Source organism: Candidatus Brachybacter algidus (assembly GCF_016707225.1).
Classification (GTDB): Bacteria; Bacteroidota; Bacteroidia; order Chitinophagales; family Saprospiraceae; genus Parvibacillus; species Parvibacillus algidus.
Map to the genome: position 1 here is coordinate 306,541 of NZ_JADJID010000002.1, position 13,529 is coordinate 320,069.

Consider the following 13,529-nt stretch of genomic DNA (forward strand, 5'->3'; position numbering starts at 1 on the left):
CAGATGAAAGTAGCCATAGGTTGTGACCATGCAGGTTTTACATTAAAAGATGTAGTCTTAAGATTTCTCATGGACCATGATATGGAGGTAATCGATCATGGCACATACTCATTGGACAGTGTTGACTATCCTGATTTTGCTCATCCTGTAGCAATTGACGTGGAAAGTGGTGTTGCAGACTGGGGTATTCTGATCTGTGGTAGTGGCAATGGCGTGGCCATCACTGCCAATAAACATCAGGGTATAAGATGCGCATTATGTTGGAAGGAGGAGCTGGGAAGTCTGGCCCATAAGCACAATGATGCCAATATCATAGCACTTCCCGCCCGCTTTATAGAAGATGAAGAAGCATATAAAATATTATCTGCTTATTATCATGCTTCATTTGAAGGCGGCAGACATGCTACTAGAGTTGACAAAATTAAGATTCAATAACATTCCGGAGATAAACCATGTAGTTTGAAAGATTTTTCAAATTTTTATTATAAAATCCTCAGCAGATTAGGGTTAAGTTTGAGTTGTGCCTTATTCTTTTTGGCCATTACATTGAATGCACAATCTTCTGTTGCCTCTTATGAGAATGGATCGGTATATCATTATTCTCAGTTTATAACGAAAGCAGATATTAAAAAGCATATCACGCTTCTAGCCTCCGACTCTCTTGAAGGTAGGGCCTTTGGAACGAAAGGTGCTTTCAAGGCTGCTGAATATATAGCCAGCCAATTGCGATATGAAAATATTAATGCAAAAGGTGACAGAGGAACCTACTTCCAGCCAATGGTGATCACAAAATGGATGAGAGAGAAAAGTGATTTTCAAATCTTAAATCAATCAGGTAGTACCAAATATGAAATGGTAAGTGGTAAAGATTTTACTTACAACATCGCAGACCTTGGCACTACAACGAATTTATCCGGAGATCACCTGATGTTTGCAGGCTTTGGAATTATGGATGAAAAGTACAATGATTATCAATATGCACAGGTCAGAAATGAAGTAGTCATGTTCCTGGAAGGTGAACCATCAAAAGATGGCAAATACATCATAAGTGGCACTAATCAACCAGGCAAATGGTCAAAAGACTTAAAGGCTAAGATTGAAGTTGCTGTGCAGAAAGGTGCCAGAGCAGTATTTATACTTGTTGATTCTACCAGGTTTGCATACAGGACAAAGGAACAGCTTGCTACCAACATTATTTATAAAGATGTGTTGAAACAAAATTATCCAATACCCGTCATCCGTATTAATAAAAATGCACTCGCCCAAATGCTTTTACCAAGAGAATACAAACGTATAAACAAATATATCAGTAATGCGCAAAAAGGAAAAATCTCCTCTAATTATATATCGTCTTTCTTCAAAGTCAATCTGGTATCTTCGAGCACACAAATCAGAGATCGCAATGTAGTGGCTTCCATAGAAGGTACAGACCCTGAGCTTAAAAATGAATACATAGTCGTCTCTGCACATTATGATCACATCGGCATCATCAATGGTGAAATATACAATGGTGCTGACGATAATGGCACCGGTACATCAGCGCTTTTAACGTTAGCTAAAGCAATGAAGGCACTGCAAGACAATAAATTTGTTTTCAAGAGAAGTGTCCTATTCCTTTTTTGCACAGGCGAAGAAGTAGGATTGATCGGCTCCAAATACTATACGGAGAATCCAATTGTTCCTTTAAAAGATACCAAAATAGAAATCAATATAGACATGATCGGTCGGAATGATGAAGATCATGAAGCAAATGAAAACTATGTCTATGTCATTGGCTCTGATAAAATAAATCCATTACTCGACCTCGTGATAAGAGAAAATAACAGTCGGTCAGTAAACTACAAATTGGATTATACATACAATGATCTGAATCACCCACTGAGATTATATTATAGAAGTGACCATTATAACTTCGCAGAATTGGGAATACCAAGCGTCTTCTTTTTTGGTGGTTTCCACAAAGACTATCATCAGGCTACAGATGATACATACCTTATCAATACTACAAAAGTGGAGGACATAACAAAACTGGTTTACTTTACAGTGATCGACCTTGCTAATAAGCCGGGTGAAATACTGACTAAATATAAGAGTAATTAGTCTGTGGAAGCGTTGATCCTATCTATTGAGACATCCACCGTTCCATTCTCTGTAACGGTGAGTAAGAACGATTTTGTTCTTTCCACTATTGAAAATTCTGATCGAACGAAACTGGCTTCAGAAATAACGCTGATGATCGAAAGATGCTGTAGTCAAGCAAGTATTTCTCTACATGAATTATCAGCTATAGCGATTTCGCCAGGGCCAGGAAGCTATACTGGTTTAAGGATTGGTATGTCTGTGGCCAAAGGGCTTTGTTTTGCTTTGGATATCCCTTTGATATTCGTCTCAGGACTTCAATCTCTTGCGCTACAGGCAAAAAAAACGTATCCCGACGAAGTAGGTAAGGACGCCCTGTTTTGCTCGGCTCTGGACGCCAGGAGAAACGAAGTCTATATGGAGGTCTACGATGACCATTTGGATCAGTTAGTCCCTTCTACCTCTGTGGTATTACCTTTCCATTTAAATACATTGGTTCCTGATCACCATAAACGATTGATATGCCTGGGAGATGGAGGCGAGAAACTCATAGATCAACTAGGATCATATTCTTATGTATTCTACCCTATCTTGAGTAATTCATCCTGGATGGCTCCTCTCGCATTCGAGCAATTTAAAAAGGGTTCATTTGAATCAATTGAAACTTCAGAGCCATTCTACTTAAAACCACCAAATATCACCACTCCAAAGAACAGGATTTTGTAAATAACTTACACAATGTGGTCTGTTTTTCGCATTAAATGAAGCTGAGCGATAATTTACAGAGATTAGAAGTAAATTTATTTCAACCAATTTGATATATGTATGCGCTTGTTTATCAAACAAAAAGATAATTATATTGTTCTCATATGATAAAATAATTGAATTTAAAAAAGTTTGGTACAGTTTTGGTTATATAGTATGTATTATCCAAAACTAAATGCATATATGATATGAGAAAACAAAAAAACGATGCTATTTCGCTGAAAGGTGGGAAATCCGAAATGCACCTCGATTATACAGCTCTGCGTAAGGCCGTACTGGTATTGCGAGCTGTAAATCACAAATTAAGGCAGCGCATTATCGATCTTCTTGAGGAAGGCGATAATATGACTGTCACAGATATTTATATTAAATTAAGGTTAGAACAATCTGTAGCTTCTCAACATTTGGCCATTTTGCGGAGGTCAGGTGTGGTGATAACAGATCGTCAAGGCAAGTTTATCTACTATTCATTAGATAAAAATCGCTTGGCGCAGATTTCAAGGCTAGTTGAAGAGCTTGCAAATTAAATTATTTAAAACATTGTAACTATTTGATATACAAATACTTAAACAATTTTAATTTAAGAATTACATTAAAGTCGCTCCTTAATTTAAAAATAAATGCCATAATTTCAAAAAAATTATGGCTTTTTTTTTGTAAAATAAAAAATTTGTTTCATTTTTGTACCACAAAGGTCGTAATAATGAAAGAAGAGCAGGTCAAACTACTTCTTTATCATCATTAGATTTATTAAGAAACACTACAAAATATTATTTTACATGAAAAAGACTAAGGTTACAATTGACAATGAAAAACTACAAATTTCCTCAGAAATCCTTCGCGCTCTTGCACACCCTTTAAGACTAAAAATTCTGGAATTCATCGACAAATACCAGAATATCAATGTAAACAAGATTTACAATACGTTGAAAATCGAACAATCCATTACTTCACAACATTTGCGCATTCTTAGAAAAAGTGGTGTCGTGATGACAGAAAAGACCGGTAAATATGTTCATTACAACATCGACTACGAAAAAGTAAACAAGGCGATGATCGCTGTAAACAACTATTACGCTTAAATTATAATTATAGAGATAAAGAATACATTTTACAGTTTTCGTCCATTTGTGATAAACTTTAATAGCTAAAGAAATGATCGAACATGTTACCCACATTGATCTTTAAACTTATTTTATAGAAAGCAAGATATACTTTCGTCCCTCTTTCAACAATTATAGATGGCCTGGAAATTGATTTTTTCAGGCCATTTAGTTTCTATACGCTGCCGCTAGTTTTCAATAATATTAAAGTAAGTTTTTACCAACGGTGGTGCGAGTTTTCAACTCGTGCTTTTCAAAGTCGGCTTTTTCTTAAATTTCAGCATTATTATCATACTTTCAGATTACTAAAAATGAAGTTCAACCCCTCCAGGGTTGGGAATCGCTTATTAATGATCCACGGGTTGCACCCGAGGTTATTGAAGTTTAACCCCATTGCGGTTTGGAGAAAGGTTTGATGTTAAGAATATTGTAAGCTTGAATAACGAATCGTCCTTGAAGGTTTTCTTCGAGTTTTCAATCAACGTTGACGCGAATTTCCAGCGCTGGCGTGAGTTTTTAACGCTGGCGCGAGTTTTTAACTCGTGCCAATACGGATAGACCTATACCAACCCTATAAACATCAACATTGGATCTTCTAATATTTTCTTAACTCTCACTAAGAATGTTACTGATGAACTGCCATCGATGACTCTATGATCATAAGACATAGCCAGATACATCATCGGTCGTATTTCTACCTGATTATTAATAGCTACCGGTCGATTTATAATAGAATGCATGCCCAATATGGCTGACTGTGGTTCATTAAGAATCGGTGTACTCATCATACTGCCGAATACTCCACCATTAGTGATGGTAAACGTTCCACCCTTCATTTCATCCAGGGTTAATTTATTATTACGGGCTTTGTCGGCAAGTGTTTTGATCTTCAATTCGATCTCATGGAGTTGAAGACTTTCTACATTATGAACCGGAGGCACTACAAGTCCTGTTGGCGTAGAAACTGCTATGGATATATCTGCATAGTCATGAAAAATGAAATTGTCTCCGTCGATACAAGCATTGATCTCAGGCATTTCCATTAAAACAGTAGCGCAGGCTTTTGCAAATAATGACATATAGCCTAATTTAATGCCATATTTTGCTACAAAAGCTTCCTGGTACTTAACCCTCATGGCATTAATGTTGGTAAGATCCACTTCATTAAAAGTGGTCAACATAGCCGTATTATTCTTAGCAGAAACCAATCGGCTTGCGATCGTCTTCCTCATTCTGCTCATCTTCTCTGTTCGTTCATTTCTCGAGAAAGCCGTTGCTGTTACTTTTTCACTCACAGCCTGTTCTTTTTGAACTTCAATTGCAGGTTTTTCAGCATTTATGGCGTCATCTTTAGTGATGCGTCCATCTTTTCCGCTTCCTTTAACTGCGTCAGTATCGACACCCTTTTCAGCTAATATTTTTGAAGCCGCAGGTGATGGACTGCCGACAGCATAACTACTTGACGTTTCAACTGCTTTGGCAAGTACTGCAGGTTTTTCAGCTGCAGGAGCTTCAGTTTTCGCTTCCTTAGTTTCTGCTTTTTCTTCTTTACCTGCGAATGAAGTATCGATTCTGGCTACCAGATCACCTATTTTAAGATCTTGACCTTCTTCTGCTGCGTAAATTAGTTTACCGGCTGCTTCTGCAGGAAATTCCAGTGTCGCCTTGTCAGATTCGAATTCACAGATAGGATCATCCAGATTGATAATTGAACCATTAGGTTTAAGCCATTGCGATAAGGTAACTTCATTAATAGATTCGCCGATAGTAGGGACTTTCATTTCTATGATACTCATAAGGACATTTTTAGATAAGTCTAAATATATATTTTAGTTGATTAAAAAATAATCAAGTTGCTAAGTTAGTGCTTTCTATTGTATCTAGCAATAGGTATAGAAATTGTTTATAAAATGAAGTAGTCTATAACTGTTTATATGTTTCCACTCGTATTCAACCTTACTAGCTGACATAAAAAAAGGAGACAATCCTTTGAATGTCTCCTCTCTTAGTTAAATCAAATAAGCAAAAATTTATATGTTTGAGGTGTTTATGACTTTTCTCCATTTATTGTGAACGACGTAGTCGTTTGTTTAGGGGTAGCAAGAATAAAAGGATCAATTACAGTTTGTGAAGGTTGTTTACCTATCGTGATCGGACCATACAATTTCAAAGGTTGGCCAAAAACTTGTACAGAGATCATATAATTTCCTTCTTTCAACTTATTAAAATGGTAGGTACCATCCATAGCAGTCAATTCTGATACGACTACAGAATTGTCACTTGCATCAAGGACGCTAACCATTGCATCATCTACAATCTTTTTATTGTCATACATGACTCTTCCGGATAATTTTTGTTGTTGAGCCTCCATATAAAAAGGTAATAAAAAAATAAATGAAGCGATCACTGTGAAAAGAAGTGATTTAATAATTTTAACTGTGTTTAGATTTTTGTTTTGTTGCATGATATTTTTAATTTAAAAATGAATAAATACTTTGTAGTGCAAAGATATGTCTTTTATATAGTACTCTGTATTACATAATACTATATGAAATCATATAAATTTTTTCTTATTTTGTACATATGATTGTCCTGCAACGCTTTCGAGGTTACAGGTTACTACAAATTCATTTTTATTTTAGATTAATGAATCGATATTTCCGATGAAAGAATGTCAAAAGAATGACCGTTTGAATAGAATTTGGAATTCTATGGGTGTCTGGATTAAAGGAATAATGATCACGTTTACTGGAAGGATGATTTTCTTTTTATATTGGAATATCATTCCCGATAAATGCGTGCCCATAATAGTTTTCTGTTAATCTTAATATCGAATGCAGGGATATAAAAGTCTATCACTAAGCTTAGCTAGGGTCATTCAGTTCTCTAAAACTTTAATATGTAATTGGTTGATAAATGGAGTAAGTTTTGCTTAAATTATTTTTATAAACATGGTATTATAACGCCAATCGACACCCCGGCTGTACTTTACTTCATCTTGTATTATTCAAGATTTCGTGACGTTTCACTTCCATGAAAAGGTCGCTTTGGCACCTTTTCATGGTCGTTCACCCCTCTGCCAGATGAGAAGTTGCGACTTTTTTCTTCTCTTTTTATAAGTTATGATTTTCAGCATTATACACATGACGACAAAATAGAAGTGAACGACCCTGCTAAACTTAGAGGGATAGCCAAACGACTTTAAGCTTGATATTATACGACAAAGTATTGGTCAATACAAGACTTCAGTTACGTATTGATAAAATTTGAAACATAGTGAATTCAGGATGATCCTAAGTTGTCGTATGTAGCATTGTTGAATGCTATGTCCATAAACAAAAAAAAGCACCCTTGCGGATGCTTCTTATTCTTATCAGATTATTAAAAATCTAATAATATCGTACTTACATTCAATGATTAGCTGTTGAAAGCAGTTGATTTAGTTACAACTTTAGCAGTTGCATTAGGCATATATACCGTTTTCAATACAAGATGCTCTTTCTTTTCACCGATTGTGATCGGGCCATATATTTTAGCAGGTTGATCCATTAATTGAATTGAGATAAAGTATTTACCTGATTTTAGTTCTTTAAATTTGAATGTGCCATCCACTTGACTTACCTCTGATGTGATCAAAGATCTGTCAGTGATATCTAGTACACTAATTACAGCGTCGTCCACTGCAGTCTGATCTGCATACATGATTTTACCTGACATTTTAACTTCAGATGGAGCTGTTAAGAATGATGTACTAAGCAATAGAATTGCGATTAATGACAATGAAATGGTCAATAATAAGTTTGTGTTAGTTGTTGTTACCTTTTTCATAACAAATATAATTTTGTTTAGTGATTACTTTTGTAATGCAAAGATAATAACATTTGATCGACATTAGTTCATTTTTCGGCAAATATAATTTGGTCTATTGTCTAAAACATTGTAATACAGTATAATAGAGGACATATATTTTATTCTGTATACTAACTTTATCGACGAAATAATGTATTTATTAATACAAATCATGCCAATTCAATAAAATACATTAAGATAATATAGTATATGTCGATTTTATAAAGTAGGGTGTTAGTATAATTAAAATAAATTGATCTTTTAAATTAACTATCAGTTATTTATAATGTATAATTATTTCTAATAAAGAGATAGCGAGCTATTGAAGATATTTTAAGCAGATTCGATTATTCTGCTTATATGGGATACTTGCAATATTATATTTGGCAATTAAAATCTGGACAAATATTTATAACTTTTTATTGGTCTTTATAGCTTATTAAGTCTGAAAAACGACCATTAAGCATAATTATTGTATAAAGTACACTAAGTGATTAAGGTAATAGAAAACTCTTGGGAATGTGAACATTATATTGAGGCATCAAGTCTCCGAGCCAGGCCAAATATTGATTATTAAATATCTGTTAGGTACAACAATCTGATTTTTCCGACCTCGCTGCTCTTTGTCAGGAAAGCTTCTGATTTCCAACCTTAAGTTGTGAGAGAATATGGGTTTTATAAAAACCTTTTGGCTCCGATATTTGATTTAAAGTTATAGATCACTATATATAGAGGACCTTTCTATTTCCAGCCGGGCAGCATCAGGCATCAGATATTGAATAGATTTGCGTTCTTTGATCAATTGCCGGATGTGGGTGGATGATATGTCCAAAAGTGGAGCCTCTACAGAAGTAATATTAGGATGACTGGCTAAAGGCCCCAAGTCATAACCAGGCCTTTTATAAACGTATATCTTATAATTTTCGATAAGAAGTTCACTATTCTTCCATTTAGGAAGTGTCGGTACATTATCTCCACCCATGATGAGATAAAATATTTTATTAGGATACTTTTCTTTGAGATAAGTTAATGTATCGATGGTATAAGAAGGTTTGGGCATAGAAAATTCAATATCACTGACTGATAGCTTTGGATTATCTCCAATAGCAAGGTGAACGAGATTATATCTATCCCGATCCTTTGCAAGACTTTTTTTATCCTTAAATGGATTCTGCGGCGAGACGACCATCCACACCTGATCGAGATCAGTTTCATTGGCCATATGATTGGCTATGATAAGATGCCCTATATGAACAGGATTAAATGAACCAAAAAATAAACCGATGTGCTTATTCATTTGGCTCTGATATTAATCTTCTATTGACCTTTTGGTCATTACAGGCATGACAAGCATAAGAATATTCTCACCGATCTCGTCTTCCTTAGGAGTCAAAATTGCTGCTCTTGATGGTTGGGACAATGCTAGTCTGACTTCCTGTGCATCCAAATTGCTGAGTGAATCTATCAGATATTTGGCATTATAAGTTAACTCCAGCGGATCATTCGTATACTGGCACTTCAAAACCTCTTTAGCTTCATTAGAGAAGTCAGCATCCAGTGTATCGATCTTCATTTCATTTTCAGCTACATGGAATGAGGTCTGATATGTAGTTCTGTTGCCATATACTGTGATGCGTTTAAGCGATTGAAGCAATTCCAATCTATTGATGATGATTTCTTTGTCATTATTCAAAGGAATCACTGCATTATAGTTCGGAAATTTCTGATCGATCAGTTTGCAGTAAACTTTGTAATTTTTATATGCAAATAAAATCTGATTTCTCTCATAGCTGATGGTAATCGGAAGGTCATCATTGGCAATATGTTTCAAGATACTCACCACCTTTTTTGGGATCACGAATGAAGCTTCATGGTCACCATTTTCATGAAATAAAGTATATTTTACCAACTTATGTGCATCGGTAGCGGCTGCTACTATAGAATCCGGCTGTATAGTCACAGAAAGGCCGAGCATGTTGGTCTTCATTTCATCAGTTGCAGCTGCGAAAACACAAGTATTCAAAGCTTTTATCAATCTATTGGCAGGAATGATAACCTGAGATTCTCCACTAATTTCTTTAATATTGGGATAATCCTCTACATTGTTCGAACTTGACTTATATGTTCCGTAGGCTGAGATAAGGGATAGCCCTGATGTCTCTTCATCATACACCAGTTCAATCGGCTGTTCCGGAAGTTCACGTAGTGTACTAACTAAAATATCGCCCGGGAAAGCAAACTTGCCATTCTCAGAAGGCACTATGGAAGTTTCTGTCACGATGGTAAAGTCCAGATCAGTAGATGTGATGGTCAATTTATCTCCTTCGACAGTAAATAAAAAGTCCGCCAATATTGGATAAACCGGTTTGGAAGGTATAGCATTTAATCCTACCTGTAACATTCTGTACAACTCTCCGGAAGAAATTCTCAAATTCATGTATAATACTTTTAATAAAGATCTATTATAATGCTTGTGACTTGCATGTCAAAGCTAATTTTGGAAGTGCGAAAGTAAGCAAAAGAAAAATTAAAAGGAAATATGCGCCTCAATTAATGGTTAATATAAGTCAATAGGCATTGCTCCTACTTTTCATAATTTCATACATTTGTTTTCAAGCCTAAACTAAATCATCAATGCTGAAGACTTTTCTTTGTCCCACACTAATGCGCTTGCCCCTAAAATAGCTGCGTCAGCTTCAAATAACTCAGATACGATAATCTTAATTTTATTACGGAATAATGGAAGTAGATTGTGTTCGAAGGATTCCTTTGTAGGAGTTAACAAGATATCGCCGGCCTTAACAAGTCCTCCAAACAATATTATTGCTTCTGGAGATGTAAACATTGCAAAGTTTGCAAGTGCCATTCCTAGTATCTTCCCTGTATAAGCGTAAACTTCTTTAGACATAGCATCACCTTTCATGGCACACTCGTAGACAATTTTGCTACTGATCTCTTCTATAGGGTAAGCCTGTAATAAGGATTCTTCATCTGACCTTTTCTCTACAAATTCTATGGCTGTCCTGGTCAAACCAGACGCACTTGCATACATTTCAAGACTACCATACAAGCCTGTTCCTGGGTGAAATCTTCCATCAGGAATGATGATGTTATGACCTAATTCACCTGCAAATCCATCGTGCCCATATATCAACTGACCATTAGCCACGATACCACTTCCAACACCTGTACCCAGGGTGATCATGATAAAGTCCTTCATGTTTTTAGCAGCACCATAAGTCATCTCTCCAATAGCTGCAGCATTTGCATCATTGGTGAGTACGACATCAAGGCTGAACTTATCCTTCATCATTTGAGCCATAGGGATTACACCTTTCCATTCGAGGTTTGGCGCGTATTCAATGGTTCCTTTGTAAAAGTTTCCATTGGGAGCGCCCATTCCGATACCTTTGATGTGAGATATTCCACCAGCGTATTCGATAGCAGGTAAAACAGCTAAAAACAGTTCGTCAATGTAAGACTCAACTTCTTTATGATTGCTGGTTTTTATTGATCCTCTCTGGATAACTTTCCCCGCTCGATTGACTATGCCAAAAGCTGTATTGGTTCCCCCAATATCTATGCCTATAGCCAGATCATCACTATTTACCATACTAAATTTTCTTTCTGTGAATAAATCTTAATGACTTATTCCTGTTTGTTGATCATAATCTATTCCCTGGCGCTTCAATATTGTTTTCACTCTGAAGGAGAAGAATAATAAATAAGCAAAACACAAAGCAGCAACCCAGAATGAAGCGTGAATACCATAGCCTTCCACTCCTGGGTTATTGATCTGCAGGAAGTCAGCCAACTTACCCTGGATCGGAGGAATAATACCACCACCCAATATCATCATTACTAAGAATGCAGATCCTTGTGAGGTATACTTACCTAGTCCTGCTATAGATAATGCAAAAATAGATGGCCACATGATAGAACAACACAATCCCGCACTCAAAAAGGCATAAACGGCAATAATACCGGTAGAAAATATGCCGATCAACATTGCTGTCACAGCAAGCGAACTAAATAGTATCATCGTTCTCACAGGTTTTTCATCACTGATATAGAAAGCTACTATCTGTATCAAAACGCAAACCACATACCAATATAATGGAGTCATATCATACTGTGCAATTGTGTTGGCAAGAATTACCACACCAAAGGCCACTAGAGGTACCACGAAGGTGAGTATCTTTTTAGTCATACTTGAGAAGTTGAAAGCAGCAATACTTCCTGCCCAACGACCAATCATAAGGCTACCCCAATACATGGATATAAATGGAGCTACTTGCGAAGATTTATATCCACCAAAGGAGGTTTGTTTTAGCAGTTCAGCAAGATTACTTCCTACGGTTACTTCTACACCGACATATAGGAATATGGCGAGCATGCCCAGCACAAGTTGTGGATATTTCATTGCTCCCCAACCTCTTTCGTCTTTTTTAGCACTCAAATTAAAAGTGAGTAATCCAATGATCACTACGCACAATGCGCCAAACAGCCAGTACATTCTATTTCTTTCCAATGGGGCCTTGAGATCATCATGAGTTGTCTGTGTATTGTTTTTTAGAGTAGTAACTTGTGCAATTTGCGTGGCAGCGGTCGGATTAGGAACAGTACCTAATGAATCAATTTGTTTGGTATATCCTCCTATGACCGTTTCGAGTCTTGCTACTTCTTTAGCTTCAACACTTCTGTAGCTCGCAAATACAGGCACAAACATTATTATTAATAACCCTGACATTATAAGCAATCCGTAAAAAGCCTTTGTAGCCTTTTCAGTTGGTTCCTTTATAATTCCTGCAGGTACTTTTTTTGAGAAATGGAACAAAGATGCTGCTGCAATAAATAATGCACCTACGCAGCAATACAATATTATAACCTTTGATAATCCCAATGCCGCAATCTCTTCATCTGAAATAGCTTTAGCGGTGCCGAATAATGCGAGAGCGATCACCAATGGTCCTATTGTAGTACCAAATGAATTAATCGCTCCTCCCAAGGTGATTCTAGACGTACCTGTAGCCGGATCTCCTAAGGCTGAAGCGAATGGTTGAGCAGCCGTTTGCTGAACAGAGAAGCCCAATGCAACAATAAATAAACCTACAAGCATACCTGCAAAAGCATTAGCATTCACTGCAATGATCATAGCTGCAGCGCCAACTGCAGAAAATAATAAACCGTATACGATACTTTTCTTGTACCCCCATTTGCCTACGAGGTCATGTCCTCCGAATGCTCCGTAAGCAAATAAGCCTAATGCTCCTATATAATAAGCTGTATAAAATGCAAAGTCAATTAACTGAGATTGAAACTGGTCCAATGAAAAATAGTGCTTGCAAAAAGGTATAAAAACACTATTGCCGGAAGCGATAAATCCCCAAAAGAAAAAAACGGTGACAAGTGTCGTCAGGCCTCCATAGTTTGTTGGGATTGGGCCTTTATTTTCAATGTTAATATCTTGTGTAACGGACATTGTTTATACTTGAATAAATTATTATTGGTAAAAAATCTTACCAAGATAAATTAATTATATTCAATATAACAAATTATATTTTAACTATTTGGCAATATTATGTTTTTCAATGACTTGAATACTCACACTAGAATTAGAATAAAAGTCGGTAAGTAAAAAGATAATACAATCTTCAATATTAGGACTTTTAAAAGCTTTAATTGCCAACTTTGAATTAAGCCAAAAATAGCATAGATGAGACAATTTTAATA

The 13,529-nt window shown here is 36.1% G+C and carries 12 protein-coding genes; 5 read left to right on the forward strand and 7 right to left on the reverse strand.

Going from position 1 to position 13,529, the window contains the following annotated elements:
- Positions 1-3: 3 nt before the first annotated feature.
- The 5 genes from rpiB (at position 4) to IPI15_RS07155 (ending at position 3,926) form a co-directional block, all read left to right on the forward strand.
- Complete coding sequence (gene rpiB, locus IPI15_RS07135; protein ID WP_287400304.1) at positions 4-435, forward strand: ribose 5-phosphate isomerase B; 432 nt, start codon at positions 4-6, stop codon at positions 433-435.
- Positions 436-459: 24 nt separating this feature from the next.
- Positions 460-2,100 carry a M28 family peptidase gene (locus tag IPI15_RS07140; protein WP_287400305.1) on the forward strand — a complete coding sequence of 547 codons (1,641 nt, stop codon included), beginning with the start codon at positions 460-462 and terminating at the stop codon, positions 2,098-2,100.
- A gap of 3 nt (positions 2,101-2,103) precedes the next feature.
- Entirely contained in the window at positions 2,104-2,805 is a 702-nt protein-coding gene (gene tsaB, locus IPI15_RS07145) for a tRNA (adenosine(37)-N6)-threonylcarbamoyltransferase complex dimerization subunit type 1 TsaB (RefSeq protein WP_287400306.1), read from the forward strand.
- A 227-nt stretch (positions 2,806-3,032) separates the two neighbouring features.
- Positions 3,033-3,371, forward strand: coding sequence for an ArsR/SmtB family transcription factor (locus tag IPI15_RS07150; RefSeq protein WP_287400307.1), 339 nt, complete (start codon positions 3,033-3,035; stop codon positions 3,369-3,371).
- Between the two features lie 252 nt (positions 3,372-3,623).
- On the forward strand, positions 3,624-3,926 hold the full coding sequence (locus tag IPI15_RS07155; protein WP_287400309.1) for an ArsR/SmtB family transcription factor: 303 nt from the start codon (positions 3,624-3,626) through the stop codon (positions 3,924-3,926).
- 581 nt (positions 3,927-4,507) lie between these two features.
- Here the strand turns inward: IPI15_RS07155 and odhB are convergent.
- From odhB to IPI15_RS07190, 7 genes are all read right to left on the reverse strand, one after another.
- Positions 4,508-5,743 carry a 2-oxoglutarate dehydrogenase complex dihydrolipoyllysine-residue succinyltransferase gene (odhB, locus tag IPI15_RS07160; protein WP_287419702.1) on the reverse strand — a complete coding sequence of 412 codons (1,236 nt, stop codon included), beginning with the start codon at positions 5,741-5,743 and terminating at the stop codon, positions 4,508-4,510.
- 251 nt (positions 5,744-5,994) lie between these two features.
- Positions 5,995-6,411, reverse strand: a complete 417-nt coding sequence (locus IPI15_RS07165; RefSeq protein WP_287400313.1) for a carboxypeptidase-like regulatory domain-containing protein — start codon at positions 6,409-6,411, stop codon at positions 5,995-5,997.
- A gap of 953 nt (positions 6,412-7,364) precedes the next feature.
- Complete coding sequence (locus tag IPI15_RS07170) at positions 7,365-7,775, reverse strand: hypothetical protein (protein ID WP_287400314.1); 411 nt, start codon at positions 7,773-7,775, stop codon at positions 7,365-7,367.
- 733 nt (positions 7,776-8,508) lie between these two features.
- Complete coding sequence (gene nadD, locus IPI15_RS07175) at positions 8,509-9,093, reverse strand: nicotinate (nicotinamide) nucleotide adenylyltransferase (RefSeq protein WP_287400317.1); 585 nt, start codon at positions 9,091-9,093, stop codon at positions 8,509-8,511.
- Positions 9,094-9,105: 12 nt separating this feature from the next.
- A complete protein-coding gene (gene dnaN / locus IPI15_RS07180; RefSeq protein ID WP_287400319.1) occupies positions 9,106-10,233 on the reverse strand; it encodes a DNA polymerase III subunit beta in 1,128 nt (375 codons plus the stop codon).
- Between the two features lie 186 nt (positions 10,234-10,419).
- On the reverse strand, positions 10,420-11,409 hold the full coding sequence (locus tag IPI15_RS07185; protein ID WP_287400321.1) for an ROK family protein: 990 nt from the start codon (positions 11,407-11,409) through the stop codon (positions 10,420-10,422).
- A 27-nt stretch (positions 11,410-11,436) separates the two neighbouring features.
- Entirely contained in the window at positions 11,437-13,278 is a 1,842-nt protein-coding gene (locus tag IPI15_RS07190; RefSeq protein ID WP_287419704.1) for an MFS transporter, read from the reverse strand.
- Between the last annotated feature and the right edge of the window lie 251 nt (positions 13,279-13,529).